This window comes from Paraburkholderia sp. RAU6.4a (assembly GCF_050435625.1).
Classification (GTDB): domain Bacteria; phylum Pseudomonadota; class Gammaproteobacteria; order Burkholderiales; family Burkholderiaceae; genus Paraburkholderia; species Paraburkholderia tuberum.
Genome location: NZ_JBNDKQ010000003.1, coordinates 560423 through 584424, shown reverse-complemented (window position 1 = coordinate 584424; position 24002 = coordinate 560423). Strand labels below are relative to the sequence as shown.

The window sequence follows — 24002 nt, the reverse complement described above, 5'->3', positions numbered from 1 at the left end:
GGGGAAGGACAGGCGAACTGGAGGTTGACGACGCGCGATAGCAGGCCCGTCGATCAGGCCTACTTTTCGATGAGAACGGTAATGGCGATGACGGTCATAAGTGGTCGTTGAGCATGGACTGTCCGCTCATAGGTCGGACGGATTTTGTTGGACGTCGCAGTGGGCCGGTGTGAAAAACGGCAGGGCTGGAGCGCCAATTTTTGGTCATGTTATAACATAACAATTACAGCTGGCAAGTCGCAAGATGAAGGCCTTCGTAGCGCAACGGGTGAGGCATTTGCCCGTTGCCATTCGAAAAACTTGACGCAGTGCATATGCACACATAAACTTCGCTCCATGAACCGTCCTCTCTCCTACGACGAATGCAACTGCTTCGCGCTGCGCCAGGCGGCGCGGCACGTCACGCAGATGTACGAGCGCCATCTCGGCAGCGTCGGGCTGACCGCTGCGCAGTTCACGATCCTCGCCAAGCTCGCGCGCACACCGAACCTGCCTATGGCGGAGCTCGCGGACGCGATGGTGATGGAGCGCACCACGCTGGTCCGCGCGATGAAGCCCCTGCAGCGCGACGGCCTCGTGCTGGCCGAGGCGGCGGACCACGACAACCGCACGTTGCTGTTCAGCCTGACGGAAAAAGGCGAGACGACGTTCGATCAGGCCTCCGTCGCATGGCGCGCCGCGCAGGACGAATTCGAAAAGAAGTTCGGCCGCGCCCGCGCAAAGACGCTGCGTACCGAGCTGTTCAGCATCACCGGTTAGATCGCGCGTAGGAACCCGCTTCGGCGGGTTTTATGACGCCGCTTAATGTGCATATGCACTAACGAGCAAAGGAAGTGCAGCGAATGGAAGCGCTTTTCGACGACGACTGCTTTGCGATCCGCCAGGCCGCGCGTCACATATCGCAGATCTACGACCGGCACCTGTCGAACGTCGGGCTGACCATCACGCAGTTTTCGCTGCTGGGGCGCCTGAAGCGCACCGGTCCGATGACGATGAAGCAGATTGCCGAGGCCATGCGCATGCAGCGCACCACGCTGGTCCGTACGATTCAACCGCTGCGACGCGACGGGCTGGTGTCGAGCGAGGCGATGGGCGCGGATGCGCGCGCGCTGCTGATCTCGCTGACCGCCGCGGGCGAAGAGCGGCAAGACGCAGGCCGCGCTCATTGGTATGCCGCACAGGCCGAGTTCGAGCACCGCTTCGGCGAGGAGCGCGCGGCTGCACTGCGCACCGAGCTGTTTGCGATCACCCGGGATACGCTTTGACATAAACGCTGAAGATAGCGGAGGCCGGCGCACTGCGCCGTTTTTTTCAATCTGAAGAGTGCATACGCACATATCGACACCATGTCCACAACTCCTTCGACCGTCGCGCCGCCAAGCGCGGTACAACCCGCCAGACAGGTGCGGCGTATCCCGTGGATGCTGCTCGCGATCCTCTCCGTTCTCGTCGTGTTGGCGCTTGCCACTTCGTACTGGTTTTTCGTCGGCCGCTTCGTCGAGAGCACCGACGATGCGTACGTCGGCGGCGACGTCACGGTGATGGCGCCGAAGGTCAACGGCTTCGTCACCGACGTGCTCGTGCACGACAACGAGTTCGTGCACGCCAACCAGGTGCTCGTGCGTCTCGATGCCCGCGACTACGACGCGCGCCTCGCCCAGGCCAGCGCTGAAGTGGAGAGCGCGCAGGCCGCCGTCACCGAACTCGAAGCGAAGAAATCACTGCAACTCGCGGCGATCAACGAGCAGGCCGCCGAGGTCCGCGCGTCGGGCGCCGAGCTCACACGCAGCGCCGCCGACCAGACGCGCTACCGCGAGCTCGTGAAAGACGACGCGGTGTCGAACCAGGTCGTCGAGAAGGCCGACGCCGATCTGGCCAAAGCGCGCGCCGCGGTCGATCGCAGCAGCGCGGCGCTGCTCGCGGCGCAACGCCAGATCGCGGTGCTCGACGCTCAGATCGGCGACGCGAAAGCGCGCATCGCGACCGCGCAGGCCGCGCAGCGCGTTGCCGCGTTGAACGTCGAGTACACGACGATCCGCTCGCCGATCGATGGCTATGTCGGCAATCGCACGGCTCGCGTTGGGCTGCTCGCCAACACGGGCGTGTCGCTGCTGACCGTCGTGCCGGCGAGCGGTTTATGGATCGACGCGAACTTCAAGGAAGATCAGCTGCGCAAAATGCATTCGGGCGACAGCGTCGACGTCGAACTCGATGCGTCGAGCACAACGCTGCACGGCGTGGTCGACAGTCTTGCACCGGCGACCGGTGCGACCTTCAGCGTCTTGCCCGCGGAAAACGCGACCGGCAACTTCACGAAGATCGTGCAGCGCGTGCCGGTGCGCGTGCGCCTCGACGTGCCGAAGGACATGCAGGGCGTGCTGCGTCCGGGCCTGTCCGCGACCGTGAAAGTGCACCTCGACGCGGGCCATCCGGCCGCGCAGGGATGAACCGATCATGACTCACGCTTTTGACAACCCCGCCGACCAGCCGACCCGCACCAAGGTCTTCGCATTCGCGCTGATGTGCGTCGGCTTTTTCATGGCGACGCTCGATATCCAGATCGTCGCATCGTCGCTGCGCGATATCGGCGGCGGACTGTCCGCCAGTCAGGATGAACTCTCCTGGGTGCAGACCTCGTATCTGATCGCGGAGATCATCGTGATTCCGATGTCGGGGTGGCTCACGCGCGTGTTCTCGACGCGCTGGGTCTTCACCTTCTCCGCGTTCGGCTTCACGGTAACCAGCATGCTGTGCGGTCTCGCGTGGGACATCAACTCGATGATCCTGTTTCGCGGTCTGCAAGGCGCGCTCGGTGCCGCAATGATCCCGACCGTGTTCACGACCGCGTTCGTACTGTTTCCCGGCAAGCAGCGTTTGATCGCGTCGACGACGATCGGCGCGCTTGCGTCGCTTGCGCCGACGATCGGCCCGGTGATCGGCGGCTGGATCACGTCGCAATGGTCGTGGCACTGGCTGTTCTATCTGAACCTGGTACCGGGCGTCGCCGTCACGCTGTTGGTGCCGAAGTACGTGCATATCGACAAGGTCGATCTGTCCTTGCTGAAAAAGGGCGACTACTTCGGCATCTTGCTGATGTCGGGTTTTCTCGGTTGCCTCGAATACGTGCTCGAAGAGGGACCGCGCAAAAACTGGTTCGGCGACGACGTGATCGTGCTGTGCGCGTGGGTCGCGGCCATCTGCGGGTTTCTGTTCCTCGTGCATGCGTTCACCGCGAAGGAACCGATCGTCGATCTGCGCGCACTGGCGTTGCGCAATTTCGGTATCGGCAGTCTGCTGTCGTTCATTACCGGGATCGGCATCTTCTGCACCGTGTTTCTGACGCCGGTGTTTCTTGCGCGCGTGCGCGGCTTCGATTCGTTGCAGATTGGTCTCGCGTTGCTGTCCGTTGGCTGTTTTCAGCTGCTCGCGCTGGCCGCCTACTCGACGCTCGCGCGCTTCGTCGATATGCGCATGCTGATGGTGTTCGGACTCGCGCTGTTTGGCATCGGCTGCTATCTGTACGTGCCGTTGACGAACCAATGGGGCTGGCAGCAGTTGCTGATTCCGCAAGCGTTGCGCGGAATTGGCCAGCAATTCTGTATTCCGCCGATCGTGACGATGGCGCTGGGTGCGTTGCCGCCGTCGCGGCTGCGCTCCGCGAGCGGGCTGTTCAATCTGATGCGCAATCTCGGCGGTGCGATCGGCATCGCGGTCAGCAGCACGATGTTGAACGACCGTCTGAACCTGCACTACGAACGGCTCGACGAACATCTGAATGCGGGCCGTCCGGTCGTCGAATCGATCTTGCAGAAGCAGGCCGAGTATCTGTCGGCCGTTGGTGGTGATGTCTTGAACGCCGCGAGTGCGGGGCTCGCCGAATTGCACGCGGCATTGATGCGCGAAGCGCTGGTGCTCGCATTCTCGGACGCCTTTTTGGCGGTTGCGCTGTGCTTCGTGGTCGGCTTGCTGAGCGTGCTGTTTTCGCGCCCGTTCGGCAACAGCGCGCCCCCGCCCGATGCCCATTAGGAGACCAACATGAAACGAATCGTGATGAAGTTACTGGCGAGCGCGGCGTTCCTGACGCTCGCGGCCTGCGCGGTGCAACCCGCGACGCACGCGGATTTGCCGCATACGGTGCAGACGCTCGCGCCGGCCGCGTGGAGCGTCGACGCGCCGCAAGACAGCGTGAACACCGATGCCTGGTGGGCGCAATTCGGCGACCCGGTGATGCATCAGCTGATCGAATCGGTGTTGACCGGCAACCTCGACGTGCAGGCCGCGGCCGAACGCGTGAAGCAGTCGCAGGACCTGGTGACGCAGAATCGCGCGGCGCTGCTGCCGGAGCTGAATGCGAACGCGGGCGCATCGACCGAGCGGCAGAACACGCCGCCGCCGCTCGGCTATGTGCGCCAGGCCGGCTTCGGCCTCGCCGCGAGCTGGACGCCGGACGTGTTCGGCGGCGAACGTCTCGCGGTGCTCGCCTCGCAGGCGCAGGTGTCGGGTAGCGTTGCGGCGCTGAACCAGTTGCGGCTCGCGCTCGCCGCGAACACGGCGGCGGCGTATATCGATCTACGCTGGGCGCAGGCGCAATTGCAGATCCTCGACGACAACGAGCAGATTCGCAGCCGCGCGCTGAAGCTCACGCAGGAGCGTCTGCATTACGGCCTGTCGACGCAGCTCGACGTCGCCCGCGCGCAGAATCAGTTGCAGGACTTGCAGGCGCAGATTCCGCGTATGCAATCGGCGGTGCAGCATCAACTGAGTCTGATCGCCGTGTATTCGGGGCGTACGCCGGAAAGCCTCGATACGCTGCTGCTTTCCAACGCGCGCGAGATTCCGGTGCCTGCGCAAAGCGCGCCGCAGGTGTTGCCGTCCGACGCGTTGCTGCATCGACCCGACGTGCGCACCGCCTATGCGCTCGTCGAACAGCGTGCGGCGGAAGTGGGGGTATCGAAGGCGCAGCGCTATCCGCAGTTCAAGATCAACCTGACGAATGGGCTGCTCGCATCGTCGTACCTTGGCTTGCCGACGCTGACCGACAATCTGTTCAGCGCTGCGTTGAATGCGACGAGCCCGATCTTCAACGCCGGGCGCATTACCGCGAACATCGACGCGAGCGAGAGCCGCATGCGCGAATCGCAGCTCGGCTTGCAACAGACGATGTTGCAGGCGCTGAAGGAAGTCGAGGACAATCGCAGCGATCTCGTCAGCGGCGCGGTGCAGGTGCAGCGCCTGGCCGGTGCGCTCGATGCGTCGAATCACGCGCTGCGTTTGTCGACCGAGCTGTATAAGGGCGGTGCGTCGAGCTTCCTCGATGTGCTCGACGCGCAGGAAGCGTATCTGCGCGACTCGGAGTCGCTGAATCAGGCCCGTCGCGAGCACGCGCTTTCGGCGATCGCGCTGTACCGGTCGCTGGGGGGCGGGTGGGAGCAGGGGGAAACGGTGGCGGCGCAGTGAAGGCAGCGACATGAAAGCGTATGGGAGGGTTGAAGTCCGATCAAGCGTTTCGCAATCGTGCCTCGCACACGCCATCTGGCCGACACCACCCGCCTGCCGGCAACGCTCCCCGGAACCGATCCCCCAATCTTTGCTACATTCCTGCACAAGCACCGAATACGCGGCACCATGAAGATGCGTCCGCCAGCGACGCGCATGATCGGCAAATCGAAATCTTTCAAGAGGCTCAAGATGCGAATTCTGGTAGTAGGAGCGGGCGCGGTAGGCGGTTATTTCGGCGGACGTCTGGCCGCGGCGGGGCAGGACGTGACCTTCCTCGTACGCGCCGGTCGCGCGGAAAAGCTACGGAGCGACGGCCTCGTCATCAACAGCCCGCGCGGCAATCTCCAGTTGCCCGACGTGAAGACGATACTGGCCGGTGTCGCCGCCGAGCCGTTCGACCTCGTGCTGCTGAGCTGCAAGGCCTACAGTCTCGACGACGCGATCGATTCGTTCACGCCGTTCGTCGGCGAAGACACGCTGATCCTACCGATGCTCAACGGCATGCGCCATATCGACGTGCTGACCGCGAGCTTCGGCAAGGAGCGCGTGCTCGGCGGTCAGTGCGTGATCGCCGCGACGCTCGATGCCGAGCAGCACATCGTGCATCTGAACGACATGCACGCGATCACGTTCGGCGAACTCGTGGGCGGCACCTCGGAGCGCACCGAGGCGCTTGCCGATGCAATGTCCGGCGCGAACTTCGACGTCGCAATCAGCGACAACATCCTGCTGCGCATGTGGGAAAAATGGGTGTTCCTCGCCACATTGGCCGCGAGTACGTGCTTGATGCGCGGTTCGGTCGGCGATATCCTGGCTGCGCCGGACGGCAAGCGCGTGATTGAGAATCTGCTCGGCGAATGCCGCGCGGCGGCCGAGCACAACGGCTTCACGATGGCCGCGGACTTCGAGGTACGCGCCACCCAGGTGCTGCTGACGCCGTCGCCGCTGACCGCGTCGATGCTGCGCGACGTCGAAAACCGCTCGCACACCGAGGCGGATCATATCCTCGGCGACCTGATCTCGCGCGGCGGCGACGCGCAAAAGGGCGAACACGGCGTGTCGCTGCTGCGCATCGCCTATAGTCATCTGAAGACGTACGAAGCTCGCCAGACCCGCACTTCCTGACGGCTCGCCGCGGCCGACGCGAACGCGGATCGGGCGGATGGCGCGACGCACGCGAGCGCCGCCGCAACCTGACGATCGGAGGTCAAGCATGCCGGCTCCAACTGGATCGGTGCCCGCGCTCAGCGCCGCTTCCGCGACCGTGTTCTCGATCGGCATCGTGTTTCTCGGCTACTGGGGTATGTATGAGCCGACTGCCTGGCACAAGGCCGACGTCGTGGTCTTTGTGCTCGCGCTGGCCGGCTTCGCGTGCCTGGGCCTCGTGCCATGGATGGCGACGAGTCCCGTCGAGCCGGAGAACAGCGACTCACGCGTGCGTATCGCGCGGCATCTGTTTCTCGCGGGCGTGACCGCGATCTGGCTCGCGGTGGCGGTCTCCGTGATCTTCTGAAGCTCCGCGAAGACGCGCCGCTGCTTGCTCCGGCATCTTCCTGAACGAGACCGCAATGCGGTTCCAGCCGTTGATCGCAACGATCAGCAGCGTCAGGTCGCTGATTTCCTGCTCGCTGAAATGCGGCTTCACCGCGTCCCATACCGTATCCGCACGCGCGTTTGCGCGACCAGCGTCACCGCCTCCGTCCATTCGAGCGCCGCGCGTTCGCGCGTCGGGCGTCCGTGGCGGTAAGCTTGCGTTCGCCACTGGTCGGTCGAAATAACCATTTCACCGTTATTTGAGGTAACCACCCGAATGGACATTCACATCGCGGTCGAAGGCCATCACGATCTGTCCGGACAGATTTATCGGCAGTTGCGCGCGGGCATTCTCGAAGGGCGCCTTGCCGGCGGCACGCGTCTGCCGTCCACGCGCGATCTCGCGACGCAACTCGGTGTGTCGCGCAAGACCACGCTCGACGTATTCGAGCGGCTGCTGTCAGAAGGTTATCTGAGCGCCCGCGCCGGTTCGGGCACCTTCGTCGCCGACGGACTCGAACGGTTGCCGGCCGAGCGTTCCGCCCACGCGCGCGCGGCGGCTCGTTCGCGCGCGCGGGCCGCCGCGCAAGCGAAGGCCGCCGCGCGCGCGCAGCCGCTGTGGGAGCAGATGCCCGACAGTCTGCCGTTGCCGCGGCCGTCGGTGCCGTCGCCGCTCGACTTTATCGGCGGCGCGACCGACAAGACGCTGTTTCCCTTCGACGTCTGGCGCCGCTGCGTGAATCATGCGCTACGCGGCCAGGCGCGCAGCCCCGGCACCTATCGCGACGCCGCGGGGGAGCAGCAGCTGCGGCTCGCGATCTCGCGCTACCTCGCTTTCAACCGTGCGGTGTCGAGCAACTGGGAAGACGTGATCGTCACGCAGGGCGCGCAGCACGCGCTCGATCTGATGGCGCGCATCACGCTGCGGCCCGGTGAGATCGCGGCCATCGAAGACCCCGGCTACCCGCCCGCGCATGCATGCTTCAAGGTGACCGGCGCGCGCGTGGTGCCGGTACCGGTCGATCGCGAAGGCCTGATCGTCGGCAAGCTGCCGGACAAGGCACGGCTCGTCTACGTGACGCCTTCGCATCAGTTTCCGCTCGGTATGCCGATGAGCCTCGAGCGTCGCGTCGAACTGCTCGAATGGGCGCAAAAGCGCGGCGCGGTCATCATCGAGGACGACTACGACTGCGAGTACCGTTTCGAAGGCCGGCCGATGGAGCCGCTGAAGAGCCTCGATCGCGCCGGCCTCGTCGCCTACGTCGGCACGTTTTCGAAGACGATCTTCCCCGAGCTGCGCATCGGCTACCTGGTGCCGCCCGCGTCGTTGCACGGCCCGCTGCTGAAGGCGCGGCAGATCGCCGATTGTCACGGCTGCACGCTGACGCAAACGGCGCTCGCGTCGTTCATGCTCAATGGCGACTTCGCGCGTCATCTGCGGCGCATGCACAAGGCTTACGCGGCCCGCCGCGCGATGCTGCTCGAGCATCTGCAAGGCGGTCTCGCGCGCTGGTTCGAGCCGATCGTGCCGACCGCCGGCATCCATCTGGCGGCGCGGCTCAAGGGGCCGTTGGCGTCGCTCGGCGAAGAGGTGCTCGTTGCCGCCGCGCGTGAAGCGTCGATCGGCCTCTATGGACTCGCGCCATTTCACCATCGCGTGACACCACAGCCTGGGTTGATCTTCGGCTATGGCAGCATCGCGGCCGAACATATCGACACGGCGCTGACGACGCTCGCCGACATCCTGCAGCGCATCGCACGCTGAAACGGAGCTCGCCGCAAGCGAGGCGCAGGCATCGTCGAAACGTTGGGGGGTGCGTTGCTTGACGCGTCAAACGAAGAAAATGCCCTGTTTCAAGGGGCGAAAACATCGGCTCGCCCCGACGCAACCGCCTCGAAACCACGGCCGAAACGAACTGTAACGAGCGTTACTCCTGCATGTCAAAGCGCTCGCCACGCGCGTTTTAGCCGCTAAAACAGGGACTAAAACGTGTTGCACCGTCGGCGCCGCGCAAAAAACTTCATCGCAATACATAAAAGAGTCGCGCAAATCGCTTTAGCGCTTGTAGAATCCGGCGTTGAAGCGTGCACATACGGTGTGCGCTTCGAGCAATTCACTGACCACAACAGGTAGGAGAAACATGCCGACTTCCGCAAAAAAGGTGGCCAAGAAGGCTGCTGCCCCGGTACCGACCAAGAAGGTTGCTGCAAAGAAAGTTCCTGCGAAGAAAGCCGTCGCAGCCAAGAAGGTCGCCGTGAAGGCGTCTGGCGCACCGTCGCCGATCAAGGACACCTTCACGAAGGCCTCGTTGGCAGCTCACATCGCTGAACGCGCTGCAGTGGAACCGAAGACCGCCAAGGCCGTGTTGGCCGCGCTCGAAGACACGATCCTCGGCACGGTGCACAAGAAGGGCGCTGGCGAATTCACGCTGTCGGGTCTGCTGAAGATCGTCGTGCAGGCTGTGCCGGCGAAGAAGAAGCGCTTCGGCAAGGACCCGTTCACGGGTGAAGAGCGCTGGTTCCCGGCCAAGCCGGCCAGCGTGCGCATCAAGACACGCGCGCTGAAGAAGCTGAAGGACGCAGCGGCAGCCTGAACGCGTTGCTCGCACGACTCAGGCGTCGGCATGGCGCTGTTGTGTTTAACCATGCCTGACGTTTGAGTGCGTGAAAAAGCGCCTGCATGCAGGTGATCGAAGTCCCCGTGGATGAAGATTCACGGGGACTTTTTTTATGCGCTCGCTTCGTAGTGTGCGTCGAGTCCATTGGCGAAACGGCAAGCGCGCCTCTCATAGTGTGCTCCCTGATGGCGCACACGCACCTGACTGGCGCATCATGATCCACGACAGTACGATCAAGGCAATCCGACGCCCTGCGGATGCGCCGTTAGGGGGCACGTCAACGCGCTCTATCCCGACACATTCAATGGCATAACGCTTGCTTGATCGAAGGTCGAATACCGAATGCGCAGCGCATTCGCCTTCTATTTGACAACAAGACTGGGGCTGACATGCGATGCTATGACGAGATGCGCCATCACGCCGATGGCGTACGGCCGCATTACGCGCGCTTTGAGCGATGGTTGGACAGTCAGGGCGATGAAGCGATCGCACGCAAGCGCGCGGAAGCGGACCTGCTGTTCCGGCGCGTCGGCATCACGTTCGCAGTGAACGGCGACCTGTCAGGCACCGAACGGCTGATTCCCTTCGATCTGATTCCGCGCATCATCCCGCGCGGCGAATGGCAGACGCTCGAAGCGGGTTTGCGACAGCGCGTGCAGGCTCTCAATCTGTTTATCCACGACGTCTATCACGATCGCAATATCGTGCGCGCAGGCATCGTGCCGGCCGACCAGGTCTATACCAACGCGCAGTATCGTCCCGAGATGCAGGGCGTCGACGTGCCGCTCGGTGTTTACGCGCATATCGCGGGCGTCGACGTGGTGCGCGCCGGCGATGAAGGCGAATTCTACGTACTCGAAGACAATCTGCGTGTGCCGTCGGGCGTGTCGTACATGCTCGAAAACCGCAAGATGATGATGCGGCTCTTTCCCGAGCTGTTCGTGCAGAACCGCATCGCGCCGGTCGCGCATTATCCCGACCTGCTGCTCGATACGCTGCGCTCGGTCGCGCCCGCGGGCGTCGACGATCCGGTCGTCGTCGTGCTGACGCCGGGCATGTACAACTCCGCGTATTTCGAGCATACGTTCCTCGCGCAGCAGATGGGCGTCGAGCTCGTCGAAGGCAAGGATCTGTTCGTCGACGACAACTACGTGTTCATGCGCACCACGCAAGGACCGAAGCGCGTCGACGTGATCTACCGGCGCGTCGACGACGATTTTCTCGATCCGCTTGCGTTTCGCCCCGACTCCGCGCTCGGTGTACCGGGTCTGCTCACCGCCTATCGCGCCGGCCGCGTCGCGCTCGCGAACGCGATGGGCACCGGCATCGCCGACGACAAATCGATCTACCCGTACGTGCCGGACATGATCGCGTTTTATCTTGGCGAAAAGCCGATTCTGAACAACGTACCGACCTATCAGTGCCGTAAGCCCGAGGATCTCGCCTATACGCTCGCGCATCTGCCGGAGCTGGTGGTCAAGGAAGTGCACGGCGCGGGCGGCTACGGGATGCTGGTCGGCCCCGCCTCGACGAAGGCCGAAGTCGAGGCCTTCCGCGAGCGGCTGATCGCGCGTCCGGCCGGTTATATCGCACAGCCCACGCTGGCGCTGTCCGCGTGTCCGACTTTCGTCGAATCGGGCATCGCGCCGCGCCATATCGACCTGCGGCCGTTCGTGCTGTCGGGCAAGACCACCACGATGGTGGCGGGCGGCCTCACGCGGGTCGCGTTGCAGGAGGGCTCGCTCGTCGTCAATTCATCGCAGGGAGGCGGGACCAAGGACACCTGGATGGTCGACTGACGCGGTTGCCGCCGCGCTTTTCGCCTCGCTCGCAACAGAGCAGAGCAGGGCGCGACACTCGCAACCTGATGCGCCGCTGGCGCTCAACGGATAACCAGCGCGGACTTTCGTCGCTGACGAAGGCCTCGCGCGTTCAGATCACAGACATGGAACGTCGTCATGCTTAGCCGAACCGCCGATCACCTCTTCTGGATGGCCCGCTATATGGAGCGTGCGGAGAACACCGCCCGCATGCTCGACATCAACCTGAAGGCGCAACTGCTGCCGCAGACGGCCGAACAGGAGGCTCGCGCGCAGCGCTCGGTGCTGCGCATCTCCGAGCTCGAAAGCGCCTTCGCGCAGCGCTACGACGAACCGACGCGCGAGCACATGCTCGACTTCATGATCGCCGACGCAAGTAATTCGTCGAGCATTCATTCGTGCCTGCAGGCCGCGCGTGAAAACGCCCGCGCGGTGCGCGGCACGCTGACGACCGAGTGGTGGGAAACCATCAACGACACGTGGCTCGAATTCAACGAGCGGCTCGCGAGCGGGCAGGCCGCGAGCAATCCGGGCTCGTTGTTCGAGTGGGTCAAGTTCCGCTCGCATCTGTCGCGCGGCGTGACGATCGGCACCGCGCTGCAGGACGACGCGTTCTTCTTCACGCAGCTAGGCACGTATCTGGAGCGCGCCGACAACACCGCACGGATTCTCGATGTGCGTTTCGCGAACGTCGAGCCGAATTCACGCGACGCGGCGCGCCAGCTCGAGGACTTCTATTACTGGACCTCGATCCTGAGTTCGGTGTCGGCGCTCGAGATCTACCGCAGGGTATATCGCGACGTCGTGACGCCCGCGCGCGTCGTCGAGCTGATGATCCTCAATCAGCAGATGCCGCGCTCGCTGCTCGCCTCGCTCGACGGCGTGTGCAGCAATCTCGCAATGCTGCGCACCTCGGGCTCGAACCAGTGCGAGCGCTTCGCCGGCAAGCTGCGCGCCGAGCTGTTGTATGCCGACATCCGGCAGATTTTCGAAAGCGGTCTGCACGCCTATCTGACGCAGTTCCTCGCTCGCGTGTTCGATCTGGGCAATCTGGTGGCGCGTACTTATCTGATGCTGCCAGTGGCCTGACGGAGTTTTCTCATGTACCTGACGATCCGCCACGACACCTCCTACCGCTACGAAGCGACGGTTCACTATTCGATCCAGCAGTTGCGCCTGACGCCCGCGAGCGGCGCCGGACAGACCGTGCGGCGCTGGAACATCGACGCGCCGGGCAAGCTCGACGCGACGCTCGACGCCTACGGCAACGTGCTGCACACGCTCGTCATGAACAAGCCGCACGACGAGATTCATCTGCGCGTGTCGGGCGAGGTGGACACGATGCCGCTCGTCGACGGCGTGCTGGGTGATCCGCCCGGCCCGATTCCGCTCGAGCATTTCACCTGCGCGACGCATCTGACCGAAGCCGACGGCGCGATCCGCGAACTGGCGGAGTCGGTGGCGAATCTGGCGAGCCCGGCAAGCCTGCTCACGCTGTCCGAGCAGATCGTGCAGCGCGTGCAGTACCGGCCCGGCGTGACCGAGGTTACGAGCACGGCCGCCGAGGCGCTCGCGCTCGGCAACGGCGTGTGTCAGGACCATGCGCATCTGATGCTCGCGTGCTGCCGCGCGCGCGGCGTGCCGGCGCGCTATGTGAGCGGATATATCGAACCCGGCGACGTGCCGCATGGCGCGAGTCACGCGTGGGTCGACGTATGGCTCGAAGGCAAAGGGTGGATTTCGATCGACGTCACGCATGCCGGGTTTGCTAGCGAGATCTACTGCCGGCTCGCGGTCGCCCGTGACTATGAGGCCGCGGCACCGGTGCGCGGCCGACGCATCGGCGGACTCGAAGAGGAGCTTCACGTGGCGGTGGCGGTCAGCGCGCAGATGTCGCAGTAGCCGCATTGCAACGCCAACGCGCGCGACCGCATTTAACATTCCTGCCACGTGTTCGGAATCAGCTGCCAAAAGGCTGCAAAAAAGGCTGCAAAAAAGGGCCGTAAACACGGATAAAAGGCGCCTGTGCGCCGCATTACAATAGCTCCGTTCCTTTGCCTTCCGCGGATTCCTCATGACTTACTGCGTAGCGATGGCCGTCAACGACGGCCTCGTATTTTTGTCCGACACGCGTACCAATGCGGGCGTCGATCACATCAGTACCGCGCGCAAGATGTCGGTGTTCGAGCAACCCGGCGAACGCATGCTGGTGCTGCTCGGCGCCGGCAATCTGTCGATCACGCAAGCGGTGCTGCACGAGCTGTCCGAGCCCGCCGATACCAGCGAGCCCACGCTGTGGAGCGTGCCGACCATGGCGGACGCCGCGCGCGTGGTCGGCAGCGCGGTGCGTCGCGTGCATGAGCGCGAGGCCGAGGCGATGCAGAAGTTCGGTGTCGACTTCAATTGCAGCTTCATTCTCGGCGGCCAGATCGCGGGCAACCGGATGCGCCTTGTTCATGATCTACGCGGCGGGCAATTTCATCGAGGCGTCGGCCGTGAATCCGTATTTCCAGATCGGCGAGGCGAAGTATGGCAAGCCGATCATCGATCGGGTGCTGACGCCGTCCACACCGCTCGACGAGGCAGCGAAGTCCGCGCTGATCTCGATGGACTCGACGCTGCGCTCGAACCTGTCAGTGGGCTTGCCGCTTGATCTGCTCGTGTACGAGAAGGATGCGCTGCGGGTCACGCGGTTCGTGTCGATCGATCGCGACAACGCGTACTTCGACATGCTTCACCGCACGTGGGGCGAGCGTCTGCGCCAGGTGTTCGCCGAGATTCCCGATCCGGACTGGCAGCAGTCGCTGGATGCGCCGTCGCTGCAGTCGGAGCGGGCGCTGGTGCTATATCGCGCGCCGGTCGGCGCCGATGGCGTCGAGCATGAGCACGATGTGTCGCCCGCGCAGATTCTCGCGCAGGCCGACAAGGGCAAGGCGCAGCGGCGCTAGCTGCGTTGGGTTCGGAGCGCGCGTCAGGCTCGCTTGGGCCCGCACCAAAACCTCAGGACGAAAAAAAACCAGCCATCGGCATCGACTCTGGCTGGTTTCTGGTCTCTGGCTACGCAGCCCGTCGGCTGCGTAGCAGGTCCGATTCGAAGTCCGATTAGAACTTGTGACGGATACCAACGCTGACCATGACCTGGTTGTTGGTGCTCGACTGGTTGCCATACGAACCGATCGAAGCCGTGGACGAAACGAGTGCGCCCGTAGCCGGATCACGCTGTTGGCCGCTTGCATGCTGCCATGCGGCGACCGTGTACAGGTCGGTGCGCTTCGACAGCGAGTAGTCGCCGCCCAGCGAAACCTGGTTGTACGTTGCCACCGCGTCGCCCGTACCGCGGGTGTACGCGTAGCCGATACCCAGCAGGGCTGCCGGCGTGATCTGGTAGCCGACGTACACGCGGCCGACGTTGAAGATCTGCGTCGACGTGAACGCCGATTGTGCGTCCGGCTTGTAGCGCGCGTTGCTGTACGACAGGTTAGCCGTCAACGGGCCCGTCACGTACTGAGCAGCTGCCGAAGCGATACTGATCGACTTCGCCGTGGTGTAAGCCTGGTTGATGCCTGCGTTGTTCGGGAAGTTCGTGTCGAACGTAGCGCCTGGGACCGTCGTGCTGTTCCAGCCCGTGCGGACAGGAAGGTTGGTGCTTGCGTTGTCAGTCCTCAGGTAGCCACCCGCGACGCTGAACGGACCCGTTGCGTACGTTGCTGCGCCGCCCCACGTTTGACCCGAACCCGTCGCGCCTGCGACGCCGCCCAGAGCGTACATGCCTTCGACCTGGAAGCCCGACCACACCGGCGACACATACTTCAGCGAGTTGTTCACGCGGAAGCTGTTGTCGTTGTTGTCGACGTCACCCGGCGTAGCGAACGTGCTGCCGAAGTAGTTGTCGCCCGTCAGCGGCTGGATCATGTCGACCAGCGGGTCGTATTGACGACCAGCTGTGAAGGTGCCCCAAGAGTCGCCCGTCAGACCGACGTAAGCCTGACGACCGAACATCAGGCCGCCTTGACCGAGCTTGCCGGAGTTGATGTCAAAGCCGTTTTCCAACTGGAAAATTGCCTTCAGGCCGCCGCCGAGGTCTTCCGTGCCCTTCAGGCCGAAACGGTTACCTTGCAGGTTGCCGCCAAACATTTGTACGAGGCTACCGCCGTTGGGCGTAGCGTTGTTCACGTACTGGACCGATTCATCCAGCACGCCATACAGGGTCACGCTGCTTTGCGCGTGAGCGATACCGGCGACGCCGAGGAGCGCCAGTGAGAGGGTAGACAGTGCGATTCGTTTCATCCATTTCTCCACGCAGATGATTGTTCGTTGTTGCGGAAAGCAGAATAGCTCAGCGGCTCGGCGGGGTAGAAACGGAAAAAAAAGAGTGTCGCCAAAAACTGACAATCGATGCAAACCCTTGTATTTAAAGCTCTCAGCGATTGTTTCCATTTGCGCAACATTTATTGGTCTGATGTGCATTATTGTTGATTTGTTGATAGTGACTGGGTGAACGAACACACTATCAGCATCGATTTGCATGCTAAATGTAATCTAGTCGTCTACACGTCCACTCGCCTTTGTAGTGAAATCATAAAAGAGACGGCTGACGAAAGGACTAGACAGGCTGGACAGACGGGGCGCGTTGTGTGTCCAGGCGCAATCGACTGGATTGACGGCGCAACACGTGCATCTATAAGGGTATGGACGGTAGCGTGGTGAGAAGCGCCCGCTTCAGCGCCGGTCGGCGCCACGGCGCGCCATGGCCGCGGCCGTGAGCCCCGCGGCGGCCGCGAGCAGCACGGAGGTCCACGGGTTGCGTCGCACGTAGCGGTCGGCGGCAGTCGCCTGGCGGCGCGCTTCGACGAGGGCGGACGCCGCGAAACGGGTGGCTTGCGCTTCGGCGTCGAGCACCTTGCGCGTAACGTCCACCGCGGTCTCATGCGCGGAGCGCCTTTGCGCCGCCGCGTTGATTCCCGCGGGCAGCGGCGTAGCCGTTTGGCTGGCAACACCTACAGCAGCGGGAGCAGACGGCGCGGCATTTGCCGCGACGGTCGATGCCGCCAGTACCGACGCGAGCTTCGCGCGGCTGCCCGGCGGCGACTCGCCCTGCATGCCCCAGCCGCCACGCGGATCGTGCAGCCGGCCGCGCGCCGCCGAGAACTCCGCGCCGAGCAGCAGCACCAACGCCGAGAAGTACAGCCACATCAGCAGCACCGCGAGCGAGCCGGCCGCGCCGAACGCGCTGGCCATTCCCGCATGCGCGAGATACAGCGCGAACAGCTTCTTGCCAGCCGTGAACAACACGGCCGCGACGATGCCGCCCACCACCGCATCGCGCCACAGCACCCGAGCGTCGGGCAGAAACTTGAGCAGTCCGGCGAACGCGAAGATCAGCACGAACAGCCCGACGCCGAGCTGCAGCAGATTGCCGATTACGACATACGGCGAGTCGCCCCACAGCCAGTTGCCGATAAAGACGATCACCGTATCGAGCACCAGCGACACGATCAGCAGGAACGCGACGCCGAGCACGAGCCCGAACGAAATCAGTCGCACCCGCACCAGCGCGAGCCAGCTGGAAGTGCGCGGCCCGCTGTACGGCCACACTATATTGAGCGCGCTGTTCAGCGACGAGAACGTCGCCGACGCGCCGATCGCCAGCAGCGAGAACGAGATGATCGTCGCGATGCCGCCTTTGGCGCCCGCGTGATGCGCGTTCTCGACGATCGTCTGCACGCCGGCCGCGGCCTGGTCGCCGATCAGGCCGTTGATGTGGCCGAACAGCTCGCCGCGCGCGGCCGCCGGGCCGAAGAACCAGCCGGCCACCGCGAGCACCATCACGAGCGTCGGCGCGAGCGAAAACGCCGCATAGAACGCGATGCTCGCCGCCAACGCAGGACAGCGGTTCTCCGCGAACTGCCGCAGTGCGCCCATCGCCCAATTGGCCTGATGACGCGCGGCCTGCTGGAGGTTCTCGCGAGAGAGCGTGTCGATGTCCATGATCGTGTCTGAATCGTGAGGGCGCCTTCAGGGTGTTTGCTTCATTGCCTTTCGCAAACCTCGTGCCCGTCACTATACAAGTTAAGCGGCGCGCTGCATGGCCTGCGTTCATGGCCTGTTTTGCGGCCCGTTTCGCGGCCGCCCGCGCGTACCGCTAGAATGCAGCGGGTTAATGTCACCTTTCCGCTCATCATGCATTCGCACGAACTCGTACAGCAACTGGACGTCATCGAGCGCGACCAGTGGGGCGCGCATCTGCCCGCGCACGTCATCGAACAATTGCCGGCGCGCGGGATCACGGTGTTCGCCGTCACCGACGACGCCTCCGACACCGCCGCATTCAGCGCTCGCTACGGCTTCGGTCTCGAAGACTGCGCGAACACGATCGTGATCCGCTACAGGAAAGAGGGTGGCGAGCACTATGCGGCGCTCGTGTCGCTCGGCTCGCGGCGGCTCGACATCAACGGCGCGGTGAAGGCCGCGCTCGGCGCACAGCGGCTGTCATTCGCGAAGCGCGAGGCGGCGGTCGAGCATAGCCAGATGGAGTTCGGCGCAATTACCGCGTTCGGTCTGCCGGCCGACTGGTGCATCCTCGTCGACGTCGCCGTGATGGAGCGTGCGCAGATCGTGATGGGCGCCGGCGTGCGCGCGGCCAAGCTGCTGACGTCGCCCGACGTGCTGCGGCAATGGCCGCGCTGCGAGGTGGCGGCGCTGACGCTGCCTGCGGACGGAAACCCGCAACCTTGAAGCCGCACTGAAGTTTTCCTCCGTCGCGCCGTTAATCCCGACAACGACATGAAACGTTTGCGGCGTCCGTTCGCGCGGACAGCCGCCGACCACGACAAGGGATACGGAAGATGGAACGGTTTCGCCTGAAAGTGCGGCTGTGGCTCGCGCTCGCGGTGATGTGCATGGGCATTCTGGCGATCGGCCTGTGGGGGGCGTTCACGACACGAGACACGATGATCGCCGATCGCGAGGGCGAGCTGAAAAACGTGGTCAGCATCGCGTACAGCGTGCTCGATCGCTACAACGCGCTCGTCGCGGCCGGCACGATGCCGCTCGCCGACGCGCAGCGCGCCGCGATGGACGACCTGCGCGCAATGCGCTACGACGGTGCCGGCGGCTATCTCGTGCTCGAAGATAGCCAGGCGCACGTGCTGATGCATGCCACGCGCGCCGACCTCGTCGGCAAGGACATGACCAACGTCACCGATCCGGACGGCCGCCACGTGTTCAAGGAAGGTTCCGAGCAAACGCAGCGCGAAGGCGAGGCCTTCGTTCATCTGCAGTTCCCGAAGCCCGGCACCGACAAGCTTGCGCCGAAGATCAACTACATGCGGCTTTACAAGCCGTGGGACTGGACCATCGTCACCGGCGTCTTCACGGACGACATCGACGGCGTGTTCTACCGCACCCTCGTGCAATACCTGATCGCGGCGGTGGTGCTTTGCGCACTCGTGTCGCTGGTGATCGGCGTGATTCTGCGCAGCATTCTGCGTCAGCTTGGCGGCGAACCGGCGTACGCGCTGCAGATCGCGTCGCGTATCGCGGACGGCGACCTCGACGTGGTCGTCGACGCGAAGGCCGGCGACAGCACGAGCCTGCTCGCCGCGATGAAACGGATGCAGCAGCGTCTCGCGCAGGCGATCGAGCAGATTCGCGCCGGCGCGACGCTGATTTCGTCGGTGTCGAACGAGATCGCCGCGGGCAATTCGGACCTGTCGCGCCGCACCGAGCAGCAGGCGGCCGCGCTCGGCGAGACCGCGTCGAGCATGGAGCAGATCACCGCGACCGTGCGTCAGAACGCCGACAACGCGAAGCAGGCGAGCCAGCTCTCGCACAACGCGTCGGAGACAGCGGCGCGCGGCGGCGCGGTGGTCGGTCAGGTGATCGACACGATGCGCGGGATTTCACAGTCGTCGCACCGGATCGGCGACATCATCGGCGTGATCGAAGGGATTGCGTTCCAAACCAATATTCTCGCGTTGAACGCGGCCGTCGAGGCGGCGCGCGCGGGCGAGGAGGGCCGCGGTTTCGCGGTGGTCGCGGGCGAAGTGCGCACGCTCGCGCAACGCAGCGCGGCGGCCGCGAAGGAGATCAAGGCGCTGATCGAGGAATCGGCCGCGCAGATCGCGGGCGGTTCGGAGCACGTCGGACGCGCGGGTGACACGATGCAGGAAGTCGTGCAGGCGGTACGTCGTGTCAACGACATCATGGGCGAGATCAGCGCGGCGTCGGCCGAGCAGACCTCGGGCATCGAGCAGGTCAACATCGCGGTCGCGAGCATGGATCAGACGACGCAGCAGAATGCGGCGCTCGTCGAGGAGGCGAGCGCGGCGGCCGATGTGCTGAAGACGCAGACCGGGCAGTTGTCGGCGGCGATCGCGGTGTTCCGGTTGCCCGAGCAGCGCTAAAGCACCAGGCCGCGTTGTCGACGCGCGCGAGAATTCACCGCACGCGGGGCTCGCAACGCGGTGCGTGTCTCACGCCAGGCCGATCCCCGCGCGGCTCAACAATTGGCGGTTGCGCTCCGACAGATTCTTCATGCGCAATTGCTTGCCTGCCTTGCGATAGCGCTCGGCCAGACCCTGCAACGCGGCGAGCGCCGAATGATCGGCGAGCAGCAGGTGACTGCAATCGACGGTCACGCTCGCCGGGTCGCGCGCCGGATCGAACAGCTCGTGAAAGCGCGTCGTCGACGCGAAAAACAGCGTGCCGCGCGGCACATAGGTCTTATGGCCCGCTCGATCCTCGGCATGCGTGTGAATTTCGCGCGCGTGCTGCCACGCGAAGTTGAGCGCGGCGATCACGATGCCGCACATCACCGCGATCGCGAGATCGGCAAACACGGTGATGACCGTGACCGCGACGATCACGAGCGCGTCGTTGCGCGGCACCTTGCCGAGCACGCGCAGCGATCCCCACGCGAAGGTTTGCTGCGCGACCACGAACATCACGCCCACCAGCGCCGCGAGCGGAATTCGCTCGATCAGCGGCGACAGGAACAGGATGTACAGCAGGATCATCACGCCGCTGACGATTCCCGACAGCCGCGAGCGTCCCCCCGAATTCAGGTTGATCATGGTCTGGCCGATCATCGCGCAACCGCCCATGCCGCCGAACAGCCCCGATGCGATGTTCGCCGCGCCGAGCGCGACACATTCGCGATTCGGCTGACCGCGCGTTTCGGTGATTTCGTCGGTCAGGTTGAACGTCAGCAGCGTTTCGAGCAGACCGACGATCGCGATCAGCACGGCGTACGGCAGGATGATGCGAAGCGTCGCGAGATCGAGCGGCACGTCGGGCAGATGCAGCGTCGGCAGATTGCCGGCGACATGCGCCATGTCGCCGAGCGTGCGCGTCGGCAGATGCAGCAGCTGCGTGAAAAGGCCGATGCCGAGAATGGCCACGAGCGCCGGTGGCACGGCTCGCGTAAGTCGCGGCAGCAGATAGACGATCGCCATCGTCAGCGCGACGAGCGCGCACATCGTCGCGAGCGCGCTGCCGTGCAGCCAGGCTTCGCCGTGCGGCGTGACCGTTTTGAAGTGAGCGAGCTGCGCGGTCGCGATGACGATCGCGAGTCCGTTGACGAAGCCGAGCATGACCGGATGCGGGACCATGCGGATCAGTTTGCCGAGCCGCAATATGCCGAACAGCATCATCAGGAGGCCGCTCAGGATCACGGTCGCAAGCAGATACTGCGCGCCGTGCTCGACGACGAGCGCGACGATCACGACGGCCATCGAGCCCGCCGCGCCCGAAATCATGCCGGGACGTCCGCCAAATAGCGCGGTGACGGTGCAGATAAAGAATGCGCCGTACAGACCCATCAACGGATTCAGATGGGCGACGAGCGCAAAGGCGATGCATTCGGGCACCAGCGCGAACGACGAGGTCAAGCCTGCGAGCACGTTGCTGCGAATGCCGGACAGCCAGGCGGGCCGACCGGAAGCGGGACTAGCGGTGTTCATGTTCTACGAGGTGGCGCGCGAGCGCAATGCTGAGGCTTGTATGGGCCGCGCTGGACTGGCGTGGCAACGCGCGGCTGCGCGAAGGATTGCGTCCGCTGGGCGCGGACGGTTGACGAAAGGCGTGAATTCTACCGTGGCGCGATGAACGGCGCTGGCGAAGCGGGCGGGAACGCCATGGCCCGAACGCGCGGCGCGGATCTGTCGCGCAATCGCGCGGTGCGCTCGCGCCACAAATCCGCACGAGGGAAAGCTCCGCTCGGATACTCAGATAATCAGCCGCGACACCTTCGTGCCCTCGAGCGACACGCCGGCCATCAAGCCGCCGTTGGTCAGCACGAAAGCCTGCACCGGGCTCGTCGCGGTCGACGAATCGACCGCGCCGTTCGCGCCGACTTTCAGCACGGCGACGGTCGCATTCGCGCCGACTGCCCAGCCCTGGCTGTGCATGAATTCGTCGAGCGCTTCCTGCGTCATGAACAGAAACACGAGCGCCTTCGACTGTGCGCCGATCTGCAACCCGAACGAGCCCGCGACCGTGCTGTAGTAGCCGACCGTGCGGCCGCCGATGCGCATCGCCCCTTCACCATACTGTCCGCCGACCCAGAAGCCGGCCGAGATCACCGATGGAAACACCAGCACGCCGCGCGCTTTCGCGACGAGCTCACGCGCCCCGTCGACGTTTTCGTAGAGACGCGCGAGCGTCGAGTCGACGCCGGCGTTGATCGTGTCGCGCTTGCCGGCGTTGGCAGACGGCGATGCGTTCGAGGACGGCGAAGTCGTCGTGCAACCGGTGAGGCTCAGGCCTGCGACGGCCAATGCAGCGCTGCCGGTCATGATGAATTGTCGTCTGCGCATGACGGTTTTCCTTTGCGTTTCTCACGCGTGTTGTACGTTTTGGAAGAGTGCGGCGAGTCGCCTGCTTTGCTTTGTTCTCATATGCACGCTGGAGGTTCCGTGCGCGCGGTCATCGCAGCCAGGCGGCGGCGTGCCGCGACGTTCGCATCGCGGACATCCACCGCTCAAACAGCAGGTAGCGTGCCCAATGGCCGCGCCGCCTTGCGCGAGAGCGGCGCGGCCATTGCAGTTCGGGTTTTTGCGCCGCTTTCCGTCACGCGTCGTCGCTACGCCGTTGGGCGAATGTTCTGGTTATGGCGGAACAGGTTGCGCGGATCGTAGCGGTTCTTCACGGCGACGAGCCGCTCATAGTTGGGCCCATAGGCATCCGCGATACGGCCGCCTTCCTCCTGCGTCATGAAGTTGACGTACACGCTGCCTAGCGCAAAGGGGCGCGCCGCGTCGAAAAAGTCGCGCGCCCATTTGACACAGCGCTCGTCGTCGCGCGCATCGTCCCAGCGGCCGTGCACGTTCATCGCGTATTGCGTCTCGCGACTTGGGTAAGCGGTCGCATCGACCGCCACGCGCTGCGTTTGCGCGCCGATCAAGCCGAAGAAAATTTCGCATTGCGCGGACGGCAGTGTGTCGATCGCACGGATCAGCGCGTCGATCAGTCCATCGTCGATGGTGGCGAGGTTGTGCGACTTCCAGTAGTTGCGCGCGCCCGGCGTGAGCAGCGGATCGAAGGCCTGTTGCCAAACTTCATAAGGCATCGGACCGAGATGTTCGCCGAGCGGCTTGCCGAAGCCGCGCACGGCTTCCACCGCGGCTGGGCCTTTTTCGACCGGCCCGTTGTAGCACATCGCGAACACCAGCACGGGTTGGCCGTGCACGTCGGGCGGCAGGAACGGCAGCGGTGGCGCGAGCCGCGCGACGGCCCAGACGGCCAGCTCGTCGGGCATCGCGGGCACGGCATCGCGGTATTTGATCAGCGCTTCCTTCGCGTCGGCGAGCGGCAACACGACGAGGCCGCCGTACACGAGCGGGCCGACCTCATGCAGCGCGAACTCGAATAGCGTAACGACGCCGAAATTGCCGCCGCCGCCGCGAATCGCCCAGAACAGATCGTCGTGCGAAGTGGCGCTCAGGCGGCGCAATTCACCGTCCGCGGTGACGATGTCGGCCGCGACGAGGTTGTCGACCGTCATGCCGTAGCGGCGGCTCAACCAGCCGAAGCCGCCGCCGAGCGTCAGACCCGCGACGCCGGTCGTCGAGTTGATGCCGAGCGGCGTCGCGAGTCCGAATGCCTGCGCTTCGTGATCGAGATCGTGCAGCGTCGCGCCCGGTTCGACATAGGCGCGCCGCGCTTGCGGGTCGATGCGCACCGATTTCATCGTGGACAGATCGAGCACGAGGCCGTCGTCGCACACAGCGCTACCGCCGATGTTGTGGCCGCCGCCGCGAATCGCGAGCGGCAGGCCGTTGTCACGCGCGAAGGCGACGCCGCGGCGCACGTCGGCAACACCCGCGCAGCGCAGGATCATCGCGGGAGAACGGTCGATCATTGCGTTCCAGATGCTGCGCGCCGTGTCGAAGCCCGGCGTGTCGGGCAGCAGAAGCTGACCGCGAAGTCCGGATTTGAATTCGTCGACCGCGCTGCTGGAGATAGTAACCATGTTGTACCTCGTCGAAGAGGGGGAGGCGCTCGCAGAACGCTGCTCCGCAGACCAACCAAA

19 protein-coding genes and 2 pseudogenes are annotated in these 24002 nt (G+C 64.3%); 15 read left to right on the top strand and 6 right to left on the bottom strand.

Going from position 1 to position 24002, the window contains the following annotated elements; translation table 11 throughout:
- Positions 1-336 precede the first annotated feature (336 nt).
- The 7 genes from OKW40_RS27185 (at position 337) to OKW40_RS27155 (ending at position 7012) form a co-directional block, all read left to right on the top strand.
- The gene (locus OKW40_RS27185; RefSeq protein ID WP_090807156.1) at positions 337-759 is read left to right on the top strand and encodes a MarR family winged helix-turn-helix transcriptional regulator; all 423 of its coding nucleotides are present in this window, start codon (positions 337-339) and stop codon (positions 757-759) included.
- 83 nt (positions 760-842) lie between these two features.
- Positions 843-1265 carry a MarR family winged helix-turn-helix transcriptional regulator gene (locus OKW40_RS27180; protein ID WP_090807154.1) on the top strand — a complete coding sequence of 141 codons (423 nt, stop codon included), beginning with the start codon at positions 843-845 and terminating at the stop codon, positions 1263-1265.
- An 81-nt stretch (positions 1266-1346) separates the two neighbouring features.
- Positions 1347-2447 (top strand): HlyD family secretion protein, encoded by a 1101-nt coding sequence (locus OKW40_RS27175; RefSeq protein WP_429492605.1) that lies wholly within the window; start codon positions 1347-1349, stop codon positions 2445-2447.
- 7 nt (positions 2448-2454) lie between these two features.
- Positions 2455-4026, top strand: a complete 1572-nt coding sequence (locus OKW40_RS27170) for a DHA2 family efflux MFS transporter permease subunit (RefSeq protein ID WP_090810214.1) — start codon at positions 2455-2457, stop codon at positions 4024-4026.
- Between the two features lie 9 nt (positions 4027-4035).
- Positions 4036-5457, top strand: coding sequence for an efflux transporter outer membrane subunit (locus tag OKW40_RS27165; protein WP_184063515.1), 1422 nt, complete (start codon positions 4036-4038; stop codon positions 5455-5457).
- Positions 5458-5688: 231 nt separating this feature from the next.
- Positions 5689-6624, top strand: coding sequence for a 2-dehydropantoate 2-reductase (panE, locus tag OKW40_RS27160; RefSeq protein WP_184063518.1), 936 nt, complete (start codon positions 5689-5691; stop codon positions 6622-6624).
- Between the two features lie 88 nt (positions 6625-6712).
- Positions 6713-7012, top strand: a complete 300-nt coding sequence (locus OKW40_RS27155; protein WP_184063128.1) for a hypothetical protein — start codon at positions 6713-6715, stop codon at positions 7010-7012.
- Between the two features lie 27 nt (positions 7013-7039).
- Here OKW40_RS27155 and OKW40_RS27150 read toward each other — a convergent pair.
- A pseudogene (locus tag OKW40_RS27150) lies at positions 7040-7224 on the bottom strand (carboxymuconolactone decarboxylase family protein); the annotation flags it as partial.
- 85 nt (positions 7225-7309) lie between these two features.
- Here OKW40_RS27150 and OKW40_RS27145 point away from each other — a divergent pair.
- From OKW40_RS27145 to OKW40_RS27120, 6 genes and pseudogenes are all read left to right on the top strand, one after another.
- On the top strand, positions 7310-8797 hold the full coding sequence (locus tag OKW40_RS27145; RefSeq protein WP_429353117.1) for a PLP-dependent aminotransferase family protein: 1488 nt from the start codon (positions 7310-7312) through the stop codon (positions 8795-8797).
- A gap of 376 nt (positions 8798-9173) precedes the next feature.
- Complete coding sequence (locus OKW40_RS27140) at positions 9174-9626, top strand: HU family DNA-binding protein (protein WP_090807144.1); 453 nt, start codon at positions 9174-9176, stop codon at positions 9624-9626.
- A 413-nt stretch (positions 9627-10039) separates the two neighbouring features.
- Positions 10040-11449, top strand: coding sequence for a circularly permuted type 2 ATP-grasp protein (locus OKW40_RS27135; protein WP_187631537.1), 1410 nt, complete (start codon positions 10040-10042; stop codon positions 11447-11449).
- Between the two features lie 159 nt (positions 11450-11608).
- Positions 11609-12559: an alpha-E domain-containing protein gene (locus OKW40_RS27130; protein WP_090807140.1), complete on the top strand. Its 951-nt coding sequence runs from the start codon at positions 11609-11611 to the stop codon at positions 12557-12559.
- Positions 12560-12571: 12 nt separating this feature from the next.
- Positions 12572-13372: a transglutaminase family protein gene (locus OKW40_RS27125; RefSeq protein ID WP_429492602.1), complete on the top strand. Its 801-nt coding sequence runs from the start codon at positions 12572-12574 to the stop codon at positions 13370-13372.
- A 172-nt stretch (positions 13373-13544) separates the two neighbouring features.
- Positions 13545-14418 (top strand): annotated as a pseudogene (locus OKW40_RS27120) (peptidase).
- Between the two features lie 154 nt (positions 14419-14572).
- Here the strand turns inward: OKW40_RS27120 and OKW40_RS27115 are convergent.
- Both OKW40_RS27115 and OKW40_RS27110 read right to left on the bottom strand, forming a co-directional pair.
- The gene (locus OKW40_RS27115) at positions 14573-15757 is read right to left on the bottom strand and encodes a porin (protein ID WP_429402755.1); all 1185 of its coding nucleotides are present in this window, start codon (positions 15755-15757) and stop codon (positions 14573-14575) included.
- A 432-nt stretch (positions 15758-16189) separates the two neighbouring features.
- Positions 16190-17458, bottom strand: a complete 1269-nt coding sequence (locus OKW40_RS27110) for a YihY/virulence factor BrkB family protein (RefSeq protein ID WP_090807133.1) — start codon at positions 17456-17458, stop codon at positions 16190-16192.
- Between the two features lie 192 nt (positions 17459-17650).
- On the opposite strand from OKW40_RS27110, the gene OKW40_RS27105 reads away from it, so the two are divergent.
- Both OKW40_RS27105 and OKW40_RS27100 read left to right on the top strand, forming a co-directional pair.
- Entirely contained in the window at positions 17651-18205 is a 555-nt protein-coding gene (locus OKW40_RS27105; RefSeq protein ID WP_429492600.1) for a YbaK/EbsC family protein, read from the top strand.
- 110 nt (positions 18206-18315) lie between these two features.
- Entirely contained in the window at positions 18316-19875 is a 1560-nt protein-coding gene (locus OKW40_RS27100; RefSeq protein WP_429492598.1) for a methyl-accepting chemotaxis protein, read from the top strand.
- Between the two features lie 69 nt (positions 19876-19944).
- On the opposite strand, the gene OKW40_RS27095 is transcribed toward OKW40_RS27100, so the two are convergent.
- The 3 genes from OKW40_RS27095 to OKW40_RS27085 form a co-directional block, all read right to left on the bottom strand.
- Positions 19945-21432: a SulP family inorganic anion transporter gene (locus tag OKW40_RS27095; protein WP_429492596.1), complete on the bottom strand. Its 1488-nt coding sequence runs from the start codon at positions 21430-21432 to the stop codon at positions 19945-19947.
- A gap of 264 nt (positions 21433-21696) precedes the next feature.
- Positions 21697-22287, bottom strand: coding sequence for a BPSL1445 family SYLF domain-containing lipoprotein (locus OKW40_RS27090; protein WP_184007138.1), 591 nt, complete (start codon positions 22285-22287; stop codon positions 21697-21699).
- A gap of 266 nt (positions 22288-22553) precedes the next feature.
- A complete protein-coding gene (locus tag OKW40_RS27085; RefSeq protein ID WP_429492594.1) occupies positions 22554-23942 on the bottom strand; it encodes an FAD-binding oxidoreductase in 1389 nt (462 codons plus the stop codon).
- Between the last annotated feature and the right edge of the window lie 60 nt (positions 23943-24002).

Excerpts from the sequence above, each read along its gene's own strand:
- OKW40_RS27185 (WP_090807156.1), top strand. The coding sequence starts at position 337 with ATGAACCGTCCTCTCTCCTACGACGAATGCAACTGCTTCGCGCTGCGC.
- OKW40_RS27180 (WP_090807154.1), top strand. The coding sequence starts at position 843 with ATGGAAGCGCTTTTCGACGACGACTGCTTTGCGATCCGCCAGGCCGCG.
- OKW40_RS27175 (WP_429492605.1), top strand. The coding sequence starts at position 1,347 with ATGTCCACAACTCCTTCGACCGTCGCGCCGCCAAGCGCGGTACAACCC.
- OKW40_RS27170 (WP_090810214.1), top strand. The coding sequence starts at position 2,455 with ATGACTCACGCTTTTGACAACCCCGCCGACCAGCCGACCCGCACCAAG.
- OKW40_RS27165 (WP_184063515.1), top strand. The coding sequence starts at position 4,036 with ATGAAACGAATCGTGATGAAGTTACTGGCGAGCGCGGCGTTCCTGACG.
- panE (WP_184063518.1), top strand. The coding sequence starts at position 5,689 with ATGCGAATTCTGGTAGTAGGAGCGGGCGCGGTAGGCGGTTATTTCGGC.
- OKW40_RS27155 (WP_184063128.1), top strand. The coding sequence starts at position 6,713 with ATGCCGGCTCCAACTGGATCGGTGCCCGCGCTCAGCGCCGCTTCCGCG.
- OKW40_RS27145 (WP_429353117.1), top strand. The coding sequence starts at position 7,310 with ATGGACATTCACATCGCGGTCGAAGGCCATCACGATCTGTCCGGACAG.
- OKW40_RS27140 (WP_090807144.1), top strand. The coding sequence starts at position 9,174 with ATGCCGACTTCCGCAAAAAAGGTGGCCAAGAAGGCTGCTGCCCCGGTA.
- OKW40_RS27135 (WP_187631537.1), top strand. The coding sequence starts at position 10,040 with ATGCGATGCTATGACGAGATGCGCCATCACGCCGATGGCGTACGGCCG.
- OKW40_RS27130 (WP_090807140.1), top strand. The coding sequence starts at position 11,609 with ATGCTTAGCCGAACCGCCGATCACCTCTTCTGGATGGCCCGCTATATG.
- OKW40_RS27125 (WP_429492602.1), top strand. The coding sequence starts at position 12,572 with ATGTACCTGACGATCCGCCACGACACCTCCTACCGCTACGAAGCGACG.
- OKW40_RS27115 (WP_429402755.1), bottom strand. The coding sequence starts at position 15,757 with ATGAAACGAATCGCACTGTCTACCCTCTCACTGGCGCTCCTCGGCGTC.
- OKW40_RS27110 (WP_090807133.1), bottom strand. The coding sequence starts at position 17,458 with ATGGACATCGACACGCTCTCTCGCGAGAACCTCCAGCAGGCCGCGCGT.
- OKW40_RS27105 (WP_429492600.1), top strand. The coding sequence starts at position 17,651 with ATGCATTCGCACGAACTCGTACAGCAACTGGACGTCATCGAGCGCGAC.
- OKW40_RS27100 (WP_429492598.1), top strand. The coding sequence starts at position 18,316 with ATGGAACGGTTTCGCCTGAAAGTGCGGCTGTGGCTCGCGCTCGCGGTG.
- OKW40_RS27095 (WP_429492596.1), bottom strand. The coding sequence starts at position 21,432 with ATGAACACCGCTAGTCCCGCTTCCGGTCGGCCCGCCTGGCTGTCCGGC.
- OKW40_RS27090 (WP_184007138.1), bottom strand. The coding sequence starts at position 22,287 with ATGCGCAGACGACAATTCATCATGACCGGCAGCGCTGCATTGGCCGTC.
- OKW40_RS27085 (WP_429492594.1), bottom strand. The coding sequence starts at position 23,942 with ATGGTTACTATCTCCAGCAGCGCGGTCGACGAATTCAAATCCGGACTT.